This is a genomic window from Dyadobacter sp. CY327, assembly GCF_021390415.1.
Taxonomy (GTDB): domain Bacteria; phylum Bacteroidota; class Bacteroidia; order Cytophagales; family Spirosomataceae; genus Dyadobacter; species Dyadobacter chenhuakuii.
This window is the reverse complement of record NZ_JAJUXJ010000007.1, coordinates 425833-445195: the sequence shown is the minus strand read 5'-3', so window position 1 is coordinate 445195 and position 19363 is coordinate 425833. Positions and strand designations below refer to the sequence as shown.

12 protein-coding genes are annotated in these 19363 nt (G+C 49.0%); 1 reads left to right on the top strand and 11 read right to left on the bottom strand.

Annotated elements, in window-relative coordinates; all coding sequences use genetic code 11:
• From LZG74_RS18145 to LZG74_RS18105, 9 genes are all read right to left on the bottom strand, one after another.
• Positions 1-2262 carry a DUF5703 domain-containing protein gene (locus LZG74_RS18145; RefSeq protein WP_233797946.1) on the bottom strand — a complete coding sequence of 754 codons (2262 nt, stop codon included), beginning with the start codon at positions 2260-2262 and terminating at the stop codon, positions 1-3.
• A 99-nt stretch (positions 2263-2361) separates the two neighbouring features.
• Positions 2362-2955, bottom strand: coding sequence for a DUF3826 domain-containing protein (locus LZG74_RS18140; protein ID WP_233797945.1), 594 nt, complete (start codon positions 2953-2955; stop codon positions 2362-2364).
• 12 nt (positions 2956-2967) lie between these two features.
• Complete coding sequence (locus LZG74_RS18135) at positions 2968-3852, bottom strand: sugar phosphate isomerase/epimerase (protein WP_233797944.1); 885 nt, start codon at positions 3850-3852, stop codon at positions 2968-2970.
• Positions 3853-3912: 60 nt separating this feature from the next.
• A complete protein-coding gene (locus LZG74_RS18130) occupies positions 3913-4995 on the bottom strand; it encodes an exo-alpha-sialidase (protein ID WP_233797943.1) in 1083 nt (360 codons plus the stop codon).
• Positions 4992-6542, bottom strand: a complete 1551-nt coding sequence (locus LZG74_RS18125) for an MGH1-like glycoside hydrolase domain-containing protein (protein ID WP_233797942.1) — start codon at positions 6540-6542, stop codon at positions 4992-4994. The genes LZG74_RS18130 and LZG74_RS18125 overlap by 4 nt, the downstream gene beginning before the upstream one ends.
• A 2-nt stretch (positions 6543-6544) precedes the next feature.
• A complete protein-coding gene (locus LZG74_RS18120) occupies positions 6545-9667 on the bottom strand; it encodes a DUF6298 domain-containing protein (protein WP_233797941.1) in 3123 nt (1040 codons plus the stop codon).
• Positions 9668-9704: 37 nt separating this feature from the next.
• The gene (locus LZG74_RS18115; protein ID WP_233797940.1) at positions 9705-11405 is read right to left on the bottom strand and encodes a polysaccharide lyase family 1 protein; all 1701 of its coding nucleotides are present in this window, start codon (positions 11403-11405) and stop codon (positions 9705-9707) included.
• A gap of 262 nt (positions 11406-11667) precedes the next feature.
• Positions 11668-13422, bottom strand: coding sequence for a RagB/SusD family nutrient uptake outer membrane protein (locus LZG74_RS18110; RefSeq protein WP_233797939.1), 1755 nt, complete (start codon positions 13420-13422; stop codon positions 11668-11670).
• 11 nt (positions 13423-13433) lie between these two features.
• Positions 13434-16562 carry a SusC/RagA family TonB-linked outer membrane protein gene (locus LZG74_RS18105; RefSeq protein ID WP_233797938.1) on the bottom strand — a complete coding sequence of 1043 codons (3129 nt, stop codon included), beginning with the start codon at positions 16560-16562 and terminating at the stop codon, positions 13434-13436.
• Positions 16563-16933: 371 nt separating this feature from the next.
• On the opposite strand from LZG74_RS18105, the gene LZG74_RS18100 reads away from it, so the two are divergent.
• Positions 16934-18259 carry a S9 family peptidase gene (locus LZG74_RS18100; RefSeq protein WP_233797937.1) on the top strand — a complete coding sequence of 442 codons (1326 nt, stop codon included), beginning with the start codon at positions 16934-16936 and terminating at the stop codon, positions 18257-18259.
• A 13-nt stretch (positions 18260-18272) separates the two neighbouring features.
• Here the strand turns inward: LZG74_RS18100 and LZG74_RS18095 are convergent, their stop codons facing one another.
• Together LZG74_RS18095 and LZG74_RS18090 are read right to left on the bottom strand one after the other, a co-directional pair.
• Entirely contained in the window at positions 18273-18623 is a 351-nt protein-coding gene (locus tag LZG74_RS18095) for a hypothetical protein (RefSeq protein ID WP_233797936.1), read from the bottom strand.
• A 10-nt stretch (positions 18624-18633) separates the two neighbouring features.
• Positions 18634-19299, bottom strand: coding sequence for a dihydrodipicolinate reductase C-terminal domain-containing protein (locus LZG74_RS18090; protein ID WP_233797935.1), 666 nt, complete (start codon positions 19297-19299; stop codon positions 18634-18636).
• Positions 19300-19363 lie beyond the last annotated feature (64 nt).

Below are 19363 nucleotides of genomic sequence, written 5' to 3'. Positions count from 1 at the left end.
TCAATATGATTTCGCCCATTCGGCCATCACCACGTCCTTTTTCCGTGCCTCCGGGATCACTTTCAAATGATGGACCTTTCCATTTTTCAGTTCTCCCTCAACCGTTGTGTTATGAGGCGCATGAAGCTTGAAATGCACATCCCAGTCCTGCGGCCAGGCCGGGAAAAGGTGGATCGAGTCGCCGACGGTTTGCATCAGCATTTCCTGCAAGCCGATCATGCCCGAGCCGCCCCAATTGTGGTCGGGAACCCAGTCATGGCCCGGCCCCCAGAATGCCGGAAACCGGCGGCCAGAATCTTGTAACTTCTTGATGGTAAGCGCTGCGGCTTCCTCGGTCAGCCCTAGTCTTGCGCAAAAAATATTGTCCTGGTGCCAGCTCGTATAGTTCCTGTTTTTGATGGCTTCGGTGTCATATTTCCAGGTGTTCACCGCCACTTCCAGGTCGGGCAGGCCCACGCCGTACATGCCGAACGGGAAAACAGGGTAAAGCTGCGGGATCTCCGTGTTCTGGATCCGCTCCCAGGCTTGGGCCGGCGCAATGGTCTGATATCCCTGCATTTGACGAAAACTTAACGGCGGCACCCTGCTTAGCCTGCTTTCCCAATCTTTTCGCTGATCCGGTGTTCCGTATATTTCCGGCAGGGCAAGCAAGCGCGAAAGCACTGTTTTCAGGCCGGAAATGGTTGTTACGGAGTTATAAGTCATTTTGTACGTCTCCGCTGCCGAGCCTGGGAAAATGATGAGATGACCGTTTTGATTAAGCTTTTTCGCTCCGCGTTTTTCAGCCAGATATTGATAATGTTCGTCGAAAAAGACAGTGCAGCTTTCGATCAGCGGAAGATATTTGCTAATGTCGGAGCCCGTAAAGCGCTCGATATCAAGCATCATCAGGCAAAATTCTAACGACGTGTCCCAGAGATATTCCAGCCAGGCATTGTATTCCAAACCCGGATCAAAATCCTTCGGGCGTTTTTGTCCGTATTCTGCATAATTGGGCAAGCCGAAATTTTCAATTTGCTCCGTAAAAGAGGCGCCCTTGTGGCCCCAGTAATGTTTTGTGCGTGCTTCTGCAGTGCCCAATGTGCGCAGGTAAAAATCAAATTGTGATGACATCATATCAAAATCGCCGCTTTTCAGCATCGGCCAATAAACCAGCCGCTGGTTCTGGGCCGTGAATGTCCCGCCGCCCCAGCTCCGGTAATCCGGCCCGAATTTCAATGTGGAATCGATAAAAACGGGGTCGTATGTGAACAATCCGCCATTGAATTTTGTGGGATACGAGCCATAAGCATTGCAACCCAGCATATATCTGAAAATCTGATAATTACGCCCCACTTGCCAAATTAGAGAAGCCGCATCCGGCTTGCTGACATTAATTGCAATGTGGCTTTGCTGCCAATAAGCTTTCCACCAATCCAGCGTTTTCTTCCGAGCTGTTTGTTCTTCTTTTTTGACTTTTGAAACAACGACCGCCAAGCCGCTTTTCCACTTTTCGGCATGGCTGTTGTTGTCAATATGAAGGAATACATTCAGTTGATGCGTTCGGGCTGCGGCTTTGCTTCTCAGACCAAATCCCTGAAACGGAGCATTGACATAATTTCCGGAAACTGCCTTCAATTTCCCTTTGTCAAGGTCGGGAACCATATTTTCACCCTGCATCCAGCCGCCATAAACCATCCCTTTCAGTGGATTCCATAACGCCGGTTTCAAAGGTTCGAGCTGCTGCTGTTTCACTGCCAGATCGAACAAGGTTGAATCTTTATTTTGATGGTAAAAAAGAATCCCGTTTTGATGTGTATGGACAATATCCTTTGAGGCGATCACTTTGTCTTTCAGCCATTTGAAAGAACTCGCATTCTTTTCCCGCGCCTGCACTTCGCGGTCCTCTGTCCGCCAGCTTTCATACCAGGCGCTCACGTTAACAGGCTTGTTACCAGACACATCTACATGCACAACCGGATTAAAAACATCAACCCAAACTTTTAAAGTAACTTCCTGATTTCCAGACTTGCCGGCGATCTCAATATATCCTTCCTGCAATTTCAACTCTTGCCTGAATTCGGACCCATTTTTGAACGGATTCGGAGATATACGAACCCGCACGCGCCCTAATTTTGGGAAAATATTATTCTCGTCAAATACCCCGCTTCGTGATAAATAAAACAGTACATCCCCATTTTCAACCCACACATTCAGCCCGATGTCACCGCCGCCACAGGGCATGGATTCTCCCGAATTTCTGCTCTGGCTTGTCCACTTCACATTGTATATCTCAGGTGAAAATGACTGCGCATATACACTCTTTATGAGGCATATATGGACGAAAAACAAGAAAATACATCGTGACAAAAATGACATGGATCAGCCGTTTGATTTGGATGCTTTCTGGCGCGCTTCCCAGTTTTTCCGCTCCTGCTGAATGTCGTAGCCCCGACTTGAAAGATAGTTATTAATTCGACCCTTGTATTTGCCAAAGACCTTATGCTTTTCTTCGGAAGATCCGCCGTCCATCGCCAGCTCCCGGGCTTCTGTTAACCAACTCATAATCTGGGCTTTCTCATCTGCTTTCAAAGTTGGGATCATGTCGGTATAAGCTTTGTAAGTGATCGGAAGAACGCCATAAGTCATGCCATCCTTGATCTTTTCGACCTGCGCAGGCGTAAGCTGAGCCGAAAGTTTCGCCATGTATTGCTTGTGCAGATCAGTCCTTTTCTGAGCCGCCTGTTCGCCGTTTTTGTCTTTTTCAAGATCACTCAAATCAACATATTGCTGCACCATAATCTCTTTCACTTGCTTGTATTTCGCCGAATCAGCAATTTGCAGCCCGGCGAGTATTTTATCGGAACGCCTGGTGACAGTTGTGATATAAGCTTTGTCGTTATCAGGGTTGCTTTGGGCGTTTGCCAATGCGGGAGTCAGCAATGCAATGCTAAGCAGGAATAATTTCAGGTTCATAATGGTTGCGTTTTATGCGTTTTGAAAAATAGATTTCATGAATCTGGTGTTGGCGCCGAAATTCCCTTTTACGTCGCGCGGTTTTGCTGCATCGCGTGAGCGTTCTATCACCAGCCAGCCTTTCCAGCCCATTTTATCCAATGTTGCCTTCACCTTTTTCATGTCAAGCCGGGTGTTGTTTTCGAGCCAAACGCCGTCCTTATCCGTGCAATGGATCTGGCAAATGCGGTTTTTGCCCAAAATCTTCAATTCCTCATTCACATCCCGGCCAGCTTCCAGCGCATTGGAAAAGTTGAAATAGATCTGAATCGCTTTTGAGCCAACTTCGTCCAATAACTTCACCTCTTCTGCTGCACTGAGCGCGGTTTCAATGCCAATGACAACGCCCGCTTTCTCTGCCATGGGCGCGATGCGTTTCAGCCTCTCGATGATCTGAGGCCGCAATTCCGGACTTTTAACGAGATCGCCCTGCACGCCCATCGGCAGGAAAGCGGTTTTGATGCCCATCTGTTTCATGGTTTCAATGCAATCGCCAACCGTCTTTTCAATGCCGTCGCGTTTAGCGAATGATTGCGAATAAAAACCGGTCATCGCGAGCGAGCAAATTTCCAGATTAAGCTCCTTAGCTTTGTCTAAATATTGTGTTCTTATTGCCGGCTCGGCCAGTTTGTTATCAAATGTCGGCCTGTCCCCCAGCCCGCCCATATCCACTTCCAAACCATCCGCCCCGATCTCCTTAGCCAATGGTAAGGCGCTCAATTTCTGACGTTTCAGGATCATCAGATCAATGACCGCAACCTTATAGCACTGCTTTTTTCCTTTTGCCAAAAGCGGCGGTGCCCAGTGCGAGAGCGCTCCGGAGAGGGTTAACAGGCTTAAAAATGTCCTTCGTTTCATGTTGATCTTGGTAAAAATTCAGGCTTAACCTTCCTAAGCAGCATTCATGTCAGTCCAGCTTTACTGCGGCCATTTGCCGTCGGTAATGGCCTTTTCTTTTAATTTCGTCGGATCAATTTTCACATATTTGATCCGCTCACGACGCCACGTGTAAACAATGTGCACCATGCCATCCGCCGACTGAATCACAGACGGATAAGAATACTGGCTGATAGGCGAATCTTCCAAAACCAGCACGGCTTCCCACTTTTTACCCTCTTTTGAAATCGCCACATTCAATGGCGTCCGCGGGCCTTTTGCTTCGTTGCCCGGAGGCAGCACGTGGTTGTAAACGAGCAATTGCCGCCCATCTTTCATTGTCACCGCATCAGTCCCGGAGTTGTTATTAGGCAGATTGGACGCCTTCATTTCGGACCAAGTTTTACCGCCATCCTTTGACCACGATTCAACAATGGCGCGGTTCCGGCTGCGGCACAAGATCTGCATATCTCCGTTTTTATAAGTTAAAAGGCTCGGTTGAATGGCCTGGATCGTTTTTCCATCATTCAGCGGGCCAACTTTTCGCCATGTTTTCCCAAAATCGGGCGTCACTTCGAAATGAACGCGCCAGCCGCCCTTGCCCTCCGTGCTCGACGGGCACCATAGTTCGCCATTCGCGAGCAAAACAGGTTTGTTTTTGATAGGGCCGAGAAACCCTTCCTGCAATTCCCTGGGTTTTGACCAGTTTTTGCCATTGTCCTTCGAGGTGATCAGGAAACCCTTCCATCCCGGCACATTCGGCCCTACTTTGTAAAAAAGCATCAGTTCACCGTTTGGAATCTGATATAGAACCGGGTTCCAGCAGGCATAGCGCAATGTGTCGTTGACGATGCCGTTGGCCACCTCCACGGGCGCGGTCCATTCGCCGCTTTCGAGGCGGCTTACCCAGATTCCTACATCGGGATTGCGTTCTTTTGTCCCGCCAAAAAACGCGCTTACCAGTCCGCCGGGCGTTTCTACAATCGTGGAAGCGTGACTTTCCGGGAAGGAGGTTTTTTCGAAAATAAATTCGTCGGTAATGATGCCGTCTTTCCAGGTTTGGGCCTGAACATGACTGGCGAGACATAACAGGAATGCGGCGATTGGGATGAGGTGTTTTTTCATATTTGTTTAATCAATAATCTTTCGATGTTTTCTGATGATCCTGCTTTTTTTCCGTTGACCAAAACTTGTAATCCTTTTCCTTTTTTGTAATGATCTCCGTTCTTATCCCATATGATTGTCAGTATCTTACCGTGATAGAGCACATTATCGAGGCAAAACCAGTCCCACTTTTCCTGCGGGATCAATGGGTTGACTTCAATCATATCATCTTCTCTCGGCCGCAGCCCGACCAAACCAGAAATAATGAGATCATTGAATGTTGAATGATTGTAATAGCGGCTTCTTTGCTGGTCACCTTTGAGCCAGTAACCCGTCGTTTCGTCCAGATATTCGCCTATGTAAGGCTTCCCGCGATAATATTGTGATTCTACATACAGCTCCATTAACCGGAAATACGTGGTGTCCGTTAGTGGCTTTGCTTTGTCGGTATTCATCCTGTTGGCCATGCCGGTTAATGTCTGCGAAGTGGCGAATGGCCAAACTGCGCCGTCCCACTCACATTTGCAGCAGCCATGCGTACGGAAATCAGGGTGGCGGCGCTCTGCGGTGGTGAGGCCAAATGGCGCCCGAAAGCCCTTTGGATCAATGACTTGCTGCCAGGCTATATCATGTTTCCCATCAGCTAAATTGAAATACCACGGAATATAACCGATGGCCTCGCGAACGCCTGCAAATTCTCCTGCGCCGCCCTTTTTTACTGTTTCAAAAAAGTTGTTTTCCGGATTCCAGAGTTTGCTGGTAATCAATGTTTTGAGTGTATCTGCCTTGGCGTTATACAGGCTTTTGGTCGTTGAATCGCCCTTTAAAGCGGCGATTTGAGCGATGGCCCGGGCGTTGCCATACATATAACTGTTGATGGTAGGCCGGGCATTCTGCTCCCGCCTGCCTCCGCTGAGCGATTCTTCCATGCCGTCCTTGACATCCGTTTGCCAGAAAAGTCCGGTGGCTGTGCGGCGGTCTTTTTCCCACGCCTGATATTCAGATTGCAGGTCGGGCAACATGTTCAACACGAATGCTTTATCCCTGTTAACCTTGTACCTGTTGAAAAGCGCATTAGCCGTCCAACTGCTGAATGTAAGCAGTTTTTTCATCCTACCACCTGCATTTCCGCGAAACCAGACATTGACGTAATCATTGATATACTGCTGGTTATGGAGCCAGCGGCCCTCATAAATGTGATGCCCGAGCGCGCAGCTGATCATGTTGTATTTATCCGCATAATTACGGTCGACCAGGAATTCGGTGATGATAAAACCCTGCGGCGTGTTGTGAATGTGCTTGCGGAATGTCCACCAGCGATAATAATAGATCTCCTGAAAATTGTCCTGCGGGCTGTCAAACAAGGGAATGTTGGCCTGCATCCAGTCCCACGATTGCGCATTGGGAATGGCATTCACCTTGTTTTCGTCCTCCATCCGGTTGAATTTTTCCACGTGATGCCGGAAGTTTTCCGCTTTCAGCACCGCAGGTCCAATGCTTCTTTTGGAACACGCACTTATGGCGACGAGGAAAATCAGCAAAATAAATAGTCCGTTTTTTGTACGCATAATCAATATTTTGAAACCCAGATTACCATAGGAGCGGTCTTTGCTTGCGCAGAAGTCACCGCCTGAATTATCTTTCCACCCTTCACTTTTTCGCTTTTACCAATCCATGTTCCAGTGGCCGGATCGATGCGGCGAAGCACATAATTTCCTTTGAAACCAGTCAGATCAATGTTCAGATCAACATTGGCCTCCTTATAAAAAACGGCAGCCACACCCGGATTCACCAGTTTATAATCGCCAGATGTATCCGGCTTCATCCTGGAAACGTCCGCTAAAAATTCACTCGAAACGCGTGGGATTGCGCTGATGGATCCGCCCGCCATAAGCACCGCCCAGGCATTGGAATCGTAATTTCCGGCTGAATATAGGACCGCTTTCCCGGGATATTTTTGTCTGTATCCGAGCACAGCTTTGTAAATGGATGCAAAGGAAATTTTGCCCGTTTTCTGTAATCTGGCGTGTTGGCGGGGAGCCAGATTTTTGCCGCCTTCCGGCGCATAAAATGTGCCATCCTCGCGCAAATGCCAGTAACGGATGTCGATAATGTCTACGATTTTGGCATAATTGGGCTCTGCCAAAATTGCATCCTGAACGTCCTTCGTGGTGCTCAATGCGATCAGCGCGTTTTTGCCCGTTTCCTTTTCCCAAACCGCAATCACATCCAGCCAGAACTTTACAAAGTGCAGCGGACCCGTGTATTCTGCACCAATAAATTGAATGACGCCGCTTTGATCTGCGAAGTTTTCGAGGCATTTACGGATGTAGGCCGTGTGGATGGCCCGGCGTTGCGGATTAGCAATGTCGTAAAACTGCTCAGCCATGAAAATCCGCTTGTCACCCGCGTAAGGCGGTGGTTCGGGGAAGCCTGTGTTGTTGACATTATTGGCTGTGCGCCATGGAAAATCGGCATAATGTGCGCCCGCTTCGAGAATGTTGTGCTGAAAATAATTTTGATGATAAAGGACAAGGCCTTTTTGGTCAGCTAGTTGTACAAATGTTTTGAGCCGCTGCCAATACCAGTGGTTGTATTTTGTGAGATCGTATTTACTGAGGTTGTCCCAGGCCGCATCTTTGCCGCTTCTGGCAAAAGGCTGCTCATAAAATGGCGGCCACACCTCGGCGTCGATCCGGCGAATGCGCTCGTGATCGTCTCGGCGGCGGTCGTACCAGAGTCCGTAATTGTGGTCGAGTACCGTGATGTTTTTGGCTAATAAAGAATCTGTCATTGCTTCCGGAACGTCGGTTAATCCCGCACCTGACCGACCCGGAACGAAGCGGGTCATGTGTGGTTTGGCCTGCGCCACATCGTGCGGACGAATGCTTCCGCGCCACCACGGCACTTCCTGGCGGTTGCCGGTAACCACTTCCTCGCCACGCACCAGCCATCCATTTTGGATGGTTAACAGTGATAGATTTGTCTTTTGCGCTATTTGTTTTATACCAATTTCGTCAATGGTCTTCACATTGGTGAAGGCAGTGGGAATCGGATTTCTTTTCGAGGCGGCATCAATCCAGTCTGCTAATGAAGCTGCCGGAACATTCGATTTTGCGGTTAGTTCTTCCGCCTGTGCAATGCTCGGACTGCTGGATGCCTCGGATTCTTTTGGCATAAGCGCAGCATGTACGATTGCTTCATTACCAACCCTTTCCGCTAGCTGCGCAGCATACAAACTGCGCGGTTTGATGTGCTCATTCACATTTTCCCAAAAACCGTCACCCGCAAATTCTGCCCAGATCCCGAATGCAAAATTCGTCGCACCTGGCGGGCTGAAATTCTCCACACGGGAGGCAGCACATTGCCACATAACACTGTTAGCCGCAGTCCAGCCGGCACCATGGCCGTCCTGACCGCGATTTTTGAAGCTCAATGCCTGCCCATCGACATTTACATTATCAAAAAGAACCCCGGAAGCCCAGCTATCCGCAGCGCCACTGAACCCGAATGGCTGGATTGACTCGCATTGGACGAATGCATTAGGTCCCGCCGCGCGGTAACCCGTGGTGAAATCGTGATAGCCGTTTTCGGCATAACACCTTTGAAAAAGCGTTAACTGCCCTTGTGTGTAAAATGTATTCCGCCGCTGCCCCGCTATTTCAGAAACAGGCATCACCGACTTGCAATCCTCAACAGTAACCTGCGAAGCCGCCTCAAAAAGCGCCACCGCCGAACCCGCAAGACCTTTAAAATGAACCTGCCGTACCCATGCATTTTCGACATTATCCATTGTTACACCCATCCAGCGATGGTCTTCGTCTTTTGGATTAGCCGGATCAAATGTGGATTCAATGCAAAGATTTTCAATCCCGACCTGACTAATGCGTCCAGGCCATTGATATTTGGTTATAAAAGCGCCGCCATATTTATTGTTCAAAGCGGTCGTTAAAGGTGCTTGAATGGTGATCTGGTTGCCCGAAATGGCTGTAATGGTGCGGTCCCAGACAACGTCCCGCTGCCCGGGCTTCCATCCTAGCCAGCCCGTTTCGCCACCGAATTCCTCCATTCTCAGTAGTTGAATCCACGCTCGGGTCGATGGAAGATGGATTTGGATCCGGTCACCCGCTTTAAGATTATCTGAATTTGACACATTAAATGTCAATGCATTAACCGGGACGTATTCATCTGCTACTTCAATGGATTTGCTTTTCTTTATATCATTCGCACCTGAAATCTGAATGATAGTTTCCCTGGAAAGTCCGGCTGCAAGTAGTGTTGTTTTGCCTTCCCGCGTCCCATTTCCCCGGATAATGATTCCTGATTTTTTAACCAAAAGACTTCCCTGGATGGTATGGACGCCTTTTTCCAAGAAAACCACCCCTCGAATCCCATCCCGATCTGCCGGAAAGGTTCCCACATAATCGATTGCGGACTGAATCCGTAATGTAGCATCACCCGGCTTGGTAGGCACGACAACCCGGATAGCAACATTGGGAATTGGCTTGTTTCCCGACATATAACCGGCATAGGAGAAGTCGACAATGCGGTTCCCCAGCGAATCCGGCGCGTAATGCAGCTTTCCGTCCTCGCCCATGGCAACGGGAGATGGTACTTTGATTTTTTTCTGGGCCAGGGCATAATCAGGCATAAATAAATACAATCCCGTCAGCGACAGGATTGTATTCTGCACAATCACCCTTTTTATATAGTCCTTAACCTTCAAAATCTTATTTTCTGTTAGACGTTTCCTTTAATGAAGCCAGCGTATCGCGGTTATTCTTAGGGTCTTTCCAATTTGTTTTCTTTTTCGGATCGATGCCGTTGATGAATTTTTCAATGTTGGCATAACCGTCGCCGCTCATGTCCTTTTGTGCGTCCGAAGCGTCGTTTGGGTTGAGGCTGTATTTGATTTCCCAATCGTCCGGCATGCCATCATCGTCGGAATCCTTATAAGGCGTTCCCTTGTATTCCGGATAGCCACCAACTTGCGAAATATCAGTAATAATCCCGTTTTTGTATGAATCAATCGGCAAGCGACGGTGCTCAAACTGGGTTTTTGGCAAAGTAACACCATCAATCGGATTGATCTTTCCTGTCCTGACCTGTGTGGTCACCCGCGTATCTACCGGATCGCGCCTGGGCAACGTTGCGCCTGCGTGAGTGAGCACATAATCAAATGATTCTTTGGCACTCATGATCGGGAATTGAGGCATAGGCAATGGCTGGTTCCACTTCATTTTATCCTTGTATTTTCCAGTATTAGGAAGCTCTTCCACCTGCACACCGCCGTTCCAATTGTCTTTGGTTACCGCGTCGAAACCCTCCATAATATTGCCATGCACATAAGCACGGCCATAAACCTGATAACCAAGTTTGCTCCTGCCTGCTTCGGGTTTGACGATCCGATGCGCGATCGGGCCGTCTTTCGGCGTTTGCGGACCGGGTTTGAAATAGTTATTTATAATGTTGTACATCGCACGGTAATCGCCGCCATCAATAGAGCGGTGGACCCAGTTGAAGACCACATTATTTGTAAAATTAAATATACCAAACCAACCGATGGAAGGATTTCTACCAGCGTTATTTGCCCATAGATTGCGCATAAACGTACAATTCTCCCCACCGAGCGTGCTCCCGAAGGAGTGGTTCCACGTATCCAGTGTTTCTGAAAAAATGGAATTCTGGATCGTAATATTCACCGTAGGAAGCTTCGCTTCGGCAGCACCCGTGCTGTCGTTATACATATGCCGATACATCGACATATTCTCATCCAATCCCCAGCTAGCCGAAACGTGGTCGATCATAATATTGCCGATCGGGTTACCACCAATCGAGTCATCGCGGCGTCCCACAAACGTTTCGCCCCGGCGGAAACGCATATGCCGGATCACCACGTCATGCGTATTGATCCAGACCGTCTCGCCCGCCACGCATACACCATCGCCCGGCGCCGTTTGTCCCGCAATAGTAATGTAAGGCGCACGAATAATCAGCGGTGTTTTCAAACGGATGATGCCCGCCACATTAAAAACAATGATCCTTGCGCCGCCCTGCTCGCAGGCATCACGCAATGTGCCTGGTCCGCTGTCTTCCAGACTTTTCACCACATAAACCTTCCCTCCACGACCGCCAAAACTATAAGCACCACCACCTTCTGCCCCCGGAAATGCCGGAATATCGGACTGCGGCAGATCAACCGGCCGCGCCGCCCACGGAATGTAGGGCTTCCCGTTCCTGGCCTCCTGCTCTATAACCGGCCAAGCCTTCTGCCAGGCAATCTCCGATTTCCACATTGCCGCTTTGAGAAGCGAATCGCTGGTTTTCTGCGCTGCCGGTGGGATTTTAGGATACTGCGCCTGTGCGGCTGGCGCCAGGATTGATAAGGCTGCTGTTAGGAGTTGGAGTGAGATTGATCTTTTTGATATCATGTTTGTTGTTGGTTTTGCATTTTGGTTGTTTGTTGTCGTTGTGGCTTCACTTCGGCTCCGCTCAGTGTGACCGGCTTCACTTCGGCTCCGCTAAGTGTGACAGGGCTTGGTTTTTGTCGTTGTGCCTTCACTTCGGCTCCGCTCAGTGTGACAGGCTTGGTCTTTGTCGTTGTGCTTGCACTTCGGCTCCGCTCAGTGTGACAGGACTAGTAATTCGTCAATAGGCCCTGTCAGTCTGAGCGGAGCCGAAGACCGACCCTTACTACTTCAACGGATCAAACGTCCCTGATGGCCACCCGATATTTTGTTCGAGCCTGGCATTATTAGTTAACGCTGTGCTGGGGATGGCGAAGAAGTAGTATTCGGGCAGCCATTTGATTGTGTATTTAGTGTCCAGGTCTTTGGGTATAATTTCCATGTAGTTGCGGTAGACGGAGTCCAGGCTCATGCCGTCTCGGCGGGCGCCGAAGTCTTCGGGTGATATGGCGGATGTTTTCAGGTTGATGGTTACGCCGGTTCTGCGTTTTCCGTTTAGTTTGGTTTCGAATTGTTTCCAGCGGCGGATGTCCCAGAAGCGTTTACCTTCGAAGGCGAGCTCTATTTGTCTTTCGTGCAGGATGGCCTGGAACATTTGTGCGCGGGTCATTTTTGGGCTCAGGCCGTAGAAGCCGTCGGCTCCCGGGTCAATGCCGGCTCTTTGGCGGATTGCTTTGAGTTGCGTGTAGGCTTCGTCCAGCTTGTTGATGCCGCAGGCAGCTTCGGCGAGATTGAGCATTACTTCGGCGTAACGCATTTCTATCCAGTCGGTTCCGCTGTTGGCGACTGCGCCGGTGGGCAGATTTGGGTCAATGGCTTTGCGGACGTAAAAGCCGGTTACTGTGGCCTTTTGTTCAACGGTTTTGTTGTTTACAAAATAGGTCCATAACCTGTAATTCGTGTTGCCGTTAATGTGCCAGGTTGCGCCGTTGTAGGCAATGGTGTTGTCAAATCTTGGGTCGCGGTTTTTGTAAAACAGCTTTGGATCGTAGCCTGAACCTTTTTCTTCAATATTTTTACCATTCTTCATTGGGAAAGCCTGCGCCATTTCCCAGGTCGGCTGGTTGGAGCCGCTTCCTGTACCCAGGTAGGAAGGCCGCGTATTGTTGTCCCAGGTTTGATTTTTATTGATCTGGTCCCCTACTTTATTGTTATAGCTTGTCACCCACACAGCCTCCGGGTTGTTGGCCTCTGTAAACCACAGGTCTTTGAAACTCTGGTGTAACCCAAAACCATTTGCTTTCAACAGCTCAATGGCCTGTTTATTAGCATCATAAGCTGCCTGCCAGCGCTCCGGCAGGTCAGTCGGATTGAATTGCGGACTTGCATAATGTAGTAGAATCCGGCCCTTGAAACCAGCGGCTGCTCCACTCGTGATCCGGCCCCAGTCGTTGGAATCGTTCCATTTCCCCGGGAGGTTTTCGATGCTGAAATTAAGGTCCGTTACAATTTGCTGAATGCTTTCCGACGTGCTGCTTCTTGGAATAGCGGCCTGCTGTTTCTCCTCCTCACCTATCGCACCAAGCGGTTCCAGCACCAAGGGCACGCCGCCGTAAAGCTGTACAAGATCGAAATAGCGGTAAGCACGGAAGAATGTGACTTGCCCTATCAATTGCTTTTTATAACCCTCACTGAGCGCACTGGCAGGCATTTTGGCTAAAAACTGATTGATAGAACGGATCTTTCCATAATTGTTTGTGGCATTTACAGAAGTCCCGAAATCCGCGACGGTGTTCACCTGCACGGTCCCTTCAAAAAATCGCGTTTCGCCGGAGATCTCGTCTGTGGCTTTCAGGAAGTCACCGGTTGGCCATACGGGCAGGTTTTGGTCATACACATAATCGACATAACCCCTGGCCAGCAGTGTGTCATTGAAAACCTGCTCCTCATTGAATGCCGAAAGGTCGGTTTTGTCAAGCACTTTTTCGCAGCCCGAAGTCAGTAAAACAGCTGCCAGTAAAAGAATATGTTGCGGTTTCATTTCAGTCCGTTTTAAAGTGTAAGATTTAATCCCAATGACCAGGTTTTCATCAGCGGATACACGTTATAAGCGCCTACCGAGCCTTTGTAATCGTATGGATTGTAGAAATTGAACGGGTTCATGGCCACGCCAATCAGTTTGAGGCCGCTCACGCCGAGTCTTTTGGAAATATTCTGATTCAAACTGTAAGACACATTCATACTGCGCATGCGGAACACAAATGCGTCGCGGAACCAGAATGATGATGCCACTGAATAAGTGTCGTCGTAATAAGGGTCGGGATAGGCTGCATTAGGATTTTCGGGCGTGTAATGGTCGGCCCAGAAAACAGGACGGGAAACGTCTACGGCTGCTTTTTTCCGTGCGTCGCCATCTACAATGCCTTGTCCGCCAAATGATCCTGCGGTAACAACATCCAGCCTGAACCCTTTGAAACCAAAACCCAGCGAAAGACCGAAATTGTAATGGTTGTTCTCCTTGTTAGACAGGTAATCCATATCATCTTCGGTGATTTTGCCGTCGGGCGCTTCGTAGCTGCCATCTGTCTGGCGCGGGCCGCGGATATCCTTATAGTAAAGCATGCCGGGCATGGGCGCTCTTCCAAAGATTGTGTAACCATTGTTTTGTTCAAGGAACCGATCCACTTCGTCCTGCGAACGGAACATGCCAAGATATTGGTAACCCATAATTCCGCGGTCGCCCGAACGGCCCGTCGGGTCCAGCCAAGTGCCTACATTCGACGGCGCTACATCCACGAGCACATTCCGGTTGTCGTTCCAGGCGAGGAATGCATTTACATTATAATCAATGCTCTTGCCGATTTTGCTGCTCCAGCCGGTTGAAAACTCGAAACCGAAGGAATTAATGGTCTCATAATTTTCCGAAGGCATCACCGAACCGATGGTTAGCGGGACGGATGAGGATAATGTCGTGAGCAGGTTGTAGCCGTGATCGTGGTAAAAGTCGAGACCCGCGGTCAGTTTGCTGTTCAGGAAGGATGCGTCCAGACCAATGTTCTTTTTGGTAACATCATCCCAGCGGCCAAAGTAGTTGGGCAGTTTTTCAAGCTTGATCCCCACCGTGCGGTCGCTGTTTCCTCCGAAAACTGCTCCATTGGAAGCCTGGGGCGTGTAACGCTGCAGCCATTGCCAGTTGGCCGTGCGGTCTCCCCCCAGGAATCCGATGGATGCGCGGAGTTTTAGGAAGTTGATGAAGCTGAGTTTTTCTTTAAATAAATTTTCCTCCGAAAGCACCCAGCCGGCCGAAACCTGGGGGAATGTGCCCCAGCGATATTCGGGAGCGAATTTCGTGGACGCATCGCGACGGAAGGAGACTTCAAACAAATAGCGTTCTGCAAAACTGTAATTCAGCCTGCCGACATAGGATAGCACGCCGCTTTCATTTGCTGTGTTCGGGCCGATGTCCTTGGCTCCCAGTGCGGACATTAAATAATCATTTCCGCCTTCAAAAATGCCTTCCTTGAATGTGGCAATGCTTTCCGAGTAAATCTCCGACTGCTCCACCAACGCAAGCGCGCTCACCGAGTGCCGGCCAAAATCGCGTGCATAACTGAGGTTCACATTCATTTGATAGGATTCGGAGTAACCGGGATTGAATCTCAGGCGGTCACCATTGTTGAGCCGCGTGGGCGCATTGGGCGTCCCTCCGTAAATGTGCCGGTTTTCGCCCTCCATCGAGAAGCCGTAAGTCTTATAATAGGTGCCAAATTGTTTTCCCCAATCATTGCCCAGGTTTTTGTTGTAAACCCCGCGCACTTTCAGGCCCTGAACAAACGGCACATTGTATTCCAGATACGCATTGATATTCAGCACCACATTTCTGGCGCGTGTGTAGTTGTTGAGCTTTTGGGCTTCAAAAAAATGAAAACCGGTTGTAGAAGAACCGCCGGGAAGCAGAACGGGCAAACCATTGACGTAAGGCGGGATAAATTGGGGTGTATTTAAAAGATTTGTTACGTCTTTCTCCACATTCTCACCGCCCTGTTTGAGATAAAATAATTTGTTATCAGACAAATTTCCGCTCACGCCCAATCCTACTTTCAGATTTTTGGTGATCTTGACGTCGCTGCTGGCTCGGAAATTCCATTTCTTGTAACTGATGTTGTCTACGTTTCCGTTTTGTGCAAAATAGGTGGCGCCGGCAAAGAATGTGGCCCGCTCCGTTCCTCCGCTGATGTTGATGGCATGCCTTGTATTGAAGGAAGGTTTCCAGGCCATATCAAACCAGTCGTAGTTGTTGTTTCTGAAATGTTCGAGCTCGTCGGGTGAGTAAAATTCGGGATCAGTTGCTGCCAGTCCTCTTGTCCGGTTGAAATCGTTGAGATAAGTGGCGAGCTGGACGCCGTTCATCATTTTGGAGCGGTCCGTAGCTTCGGATACGCCAAATGTGGTGGTGTAATTTACCTGCGGCTTGCCCGCTTTGCCGCGACGTGTGCGCACCACGACCACGCCTAATGCGGCACGTGCCCCATAAACAGCCGCCGCTCCATCTTTGAGGATTGAGAGGTTTTCTATTTCAGAAGCATCCAGCAGCTGGAAATCAGCCTCGGTGCGGATCACATCATCTATAATGTAAAGGGGGGAATTGCTGCCCCCGTCTTTCGAGGCTTTGGTAGGGTTACGGATCACGATGGAAGCAGGCGTTCCCGGCCGCGCCGAACCGCCGCTTACCGAAACACCCGGTAATTTGCCCACAAGCGCCGACGAAATGTCGCCGACCGGCAGCTCGTCGATCTCATTGATCTTCACCGTTGCCACAGCGCCTGTTAAATGCGAGCGCTTTTGTTCGCCATAACCCACCACAACCACATCTTCCAGCGCCTTCACGTCCGGCTCCAAAGCCACTTCCACCATTGAGCGGTTGCCGATCTCGACGGTTTGTTTCATAAAACCGACATAGCTGATAATGATCGATTTCCCATCCGCCGGAAGGCTGAGTGAAAATTTCCCTTCGCCGTCCGTAGTGGTGCCCTGCGTCGTTCCTGCAACAAGAACGGAAACGCCCGCCATGGCTTCTTTGGAAGCTGCATCGGTCACGACGCCCTTCAACTGGCGGTTCTGCGCAGTTCCGGAAAAGGACACGGCCAAAAGAAATAGAAAAAGTAGAAAAGCCCTTGCCATATTCATCGAACGATTTAAAATAGAACTATTTCAATACAACTTCTATTGTCCATTGATAAAGTACAATAGAAACCCTGTTCAAGTCTATTTATACAGAATCTGGTAAGCAAGATAATTTTCGATTTTATTTCTGCACACGTTACCGGGAACGATTGCAAAGGGTAAAAGTAAATGTTCGAAATTAAACGAAAGTGTTAAATTGACACAATGTGTTATAATGCAAAATATCCAAAAGTGACGAAAAGTAAACGTTTGAAATTGCACTTTCTTTATAAAGACAATCCGGGATGAAACAAAGGTTTTCTAAACCGGATCTTCGCCGATAGATTTGAACGCTGTCTTCCTTATAGGGATAATGTAAAATCAATCCTATGCAAAAATTTACAAAGCCATCGTTTCATACATCTGCCAGAAGGTGGATGATCTGTTGCATACTGTCTGCCAGCTACTTAGCATCTGCGCAACAGCAAGCTGCCAACCGCCCGACGATGGTTGCCGGTTTTCCGGTCAATTATTCCGAAGATTCAGCAGGCACTTACACCCTGCCCGATCCGCTGAAAACCAATGACGGGCAGAAAGTGACCAGTGCTGAGGTTTGGACAAAAAAGCGTAGGCCAGAAATTGTGAAGTTGTTTGAAGAATCACAATTTGGTAAAATGCCCGGACGCCCGGTGGATATGCACTTTACCGTTTTTGATAAAGGAACGCCTGCATTCAATGGGAAAGCGACCCGCAAGCAGGTTACGGTTTACTTTACCAAAGACACAGCAGACCATAAAATGAACCTGGTCATATACACACCGGCGGCGGCGACCAAACCCGTTCCGTTGCTGATGAACATTTCATTTATTGCTTATAATCAGCTGATTGATGATCCAGGATTAATGATAGGCAATGTCTGGAATAAAGAGGGCCAGCGTGTGAAAGCGGATAAGCCTACGGCATTCGGAAAAATGAATGTAGAGCAGTTTATGGATGCCGGCTTTGGGTTTGCAACGGTTTATTACGGCGATATCGAGCCCGATTTTAAAGATGGCATCAAGCACGGAATCCGTAGCGTCTATTTAATACCCGGACAAACACAGACTGCACCCGACGAATGGGGCGCCATAGCAGCATGGGGCTGGGGACTGAGCCGTGCTATGGACTATTTCGAAACGGACAAAGCTATTGACAGCAAGCGTGTTGCATTGCAAGGTGCTTCGCGTTTGGGCAAAACAGTGCTATGGGCGGGAGCGCATGATCCGCGTTACAAAGTCATTATTGCCAGCATTTCGGGCGAAGGCGGCGCGGCCCTCAGCAGGCGGCATTATGGCGAAACAATTCAGCACATTTCTGATCCGAGCCGGTATTTATATCAGTTTGCGCCCAAATACCACGACTACGCGGCCAATGTAAACAGCTTGCCCGTGGACGGACATATGCTGATATCTCTGATTGCACCCAGACCATTGCTGCTCCAAACCGGCAGCACCGATTACTGGTCGGATCCGAAGGGCGAGTTTTTAGCGGCTGTTGCGGCGGCTCCGGTTTACAAATTATTTAAGGAAAAAGGCCCCGAAACGACGGTTATGCCTGCCGCGGGTGACACCTCCTTACTCATGAATGAGCTCGGTTACTTCATGCACGACGGCGGACACAGCGTGCTCCCCGGCGACTGGACGCATATTATTAATTATATGAAAAAGTATTTGTAAGAGCGGTCGCTTCCTAAGTATTGAAAGCTCTTTTGATGAAACCGCCCAAAAAACTGGCAACGAATGTCAGGATGAGCGAGCCGTACAGACTGAAATTTTCGAGCTCTTGCCGGGCTGTGTTTTCGGGTAAACTGGTAAAGAGGAAGTAACCTGCCAGCATAAGGATGCATTGTAATAATGCTAAAAACCAGCCTTTGCGGGGTTCTGCAAATCCCAAAGAAACGGCGGTCAGCACGGCAACAATGTAGGGTAAATGAATGCTTTCCGCGCCCTTGATAACCGCAACAACAATCGCGCTGCCAGCAATCACGATCATGGAGCCGATCATTAGTTTCTTATCAAAAAAGGATGCTTTCGTATTCATGTGCTTGTTGCTATTGCATTAATTCCAGAACATTATAGCGCCTGTTTTCCAGGTCAGTTTTCAATATCAAATCAATAATCTGCCTTACGCCGGCTGCATAAGGCGCATGGCCAAGCACTTTTGTTTCAATGGTCAACGTATCATTGCCATCCTGGATTCTGATTTTATGATAAGCGTGTTTACCAAGAAATTCATCCGGAATACCGATTTCGATGGATTGTGTTTCAGGTTCCCGTACGGAAACGATCTGATTAACCGGAAATGCGAGCGAGTTGGCAAAATTATATGCCGTCCCGGGCTCGGTCTGTTTCGCGGCCTGATGCGATTCTGTAATGGATATCTGGTAATCCTTGAAATGCCTCCCAAACTGACCTAACATAGCCATGGTCCGGAGCATTAGCATGGAAGTATTCGGGCAAATAATGAGTGGAAAATTGGGTGTCATATGTTCCGTTTCCAGGCCAGTGGAGAGCTCGATGAAAGCAGAACCTGTTTGCTGACAGAACTTTATGCATTCAGCAATCTGTCGCCCGGAACCGCAATGCAGGATCATTGCCTTTTCGGTTGTTTGCTGAAATTCCGGTTCCCAGGGAATGAGCCCGGAGTTTTGAAAGGTCGCAGCGGCCGAAAGAATTGCACTTGCCAACTTACCCGAACCAACAACAAACACTTTCATTTTCTAAAACTATTTAAACCTTAATTTCTTCCCGTTGCCTGGTCCATGTGCATATGATCCAGGC

Excerpts from the sequence above, each read along its gene's own strand:
- LZG74_RS18140 (WP_233797945.1), bottom strand. The coding sequence starts at position 2,955 with ATGAACCTGAAATTATTCCTGCTTAGCATTGCATTGCTGACTCCCGCA.
- LZG74_RS18135 (WP_233797944.1), bottom strand. The coding sequence starts at position 3,852 with ATGAAACGAAGGACATTTTTAAGCCTGTTAACCCTCTCCGGAGCGCTC.
- LZG74_RS18130 (WP_233797943.1), bottom strand. The coding sequence starts at position 4,995 with ATGAAAAAACACCTCATCCCAATCGCCGCATTCCTGTTATGTCTCGCC.
- LZG74_RS18125 (WP_233797942.1), bottom strand. The coding sequence starts at position 6,542 with ATGCGTACAAAAAACGGACTATTTATTTTGCTGATTTTCCTCGTCGCC.
- LZG74_RS18115 (WP_233797940.1), bottom strand. The coding sequence starts at position 11,405 with ATGATATCAAAAAGATCAATCTCACTCCAACTCCTAACAGCAGCCTTA.
- LZG74_RS18110 (WP_233797939.1), bottom strand. The coding sequence starts at position 13,422 with ATGAAACCGCAACATATTCTTTTACTGGCAGCTGTTTTACTGACTTCG.
- LZG74_RS18105 (WP_233797938.1), bottom strand. The coding sequence starts at position 16,562 with ATGGCAAGGGCTTTTCTACTTTTTCTATTTCTTTTGGCCGTGTCCTTT.
- LZG74_RS18100 (WP_233797937.1), top strand. The coding sequence starts at position 16,934 with ATGCAAAAATTTACAAAGCCATCGTTTCATACATCTGCCAGAAGGTGG.
- LZG74_RS18095 (WP_233797936.1), bottom strand. The coding sequence starts at position 18,623 with ATGAATACGAAAGCATCCTTTTTTGATAAGAAACTAATGATCGGCTCC.
- LZG74_RS18090 (WP_233797935.1), bottom strand. The coding sequence starts at position 19,299 with ATGAAAGTGTTTGTTGTTGGTTCGGGTAAGTTGGCAAGTGCAATTCTT.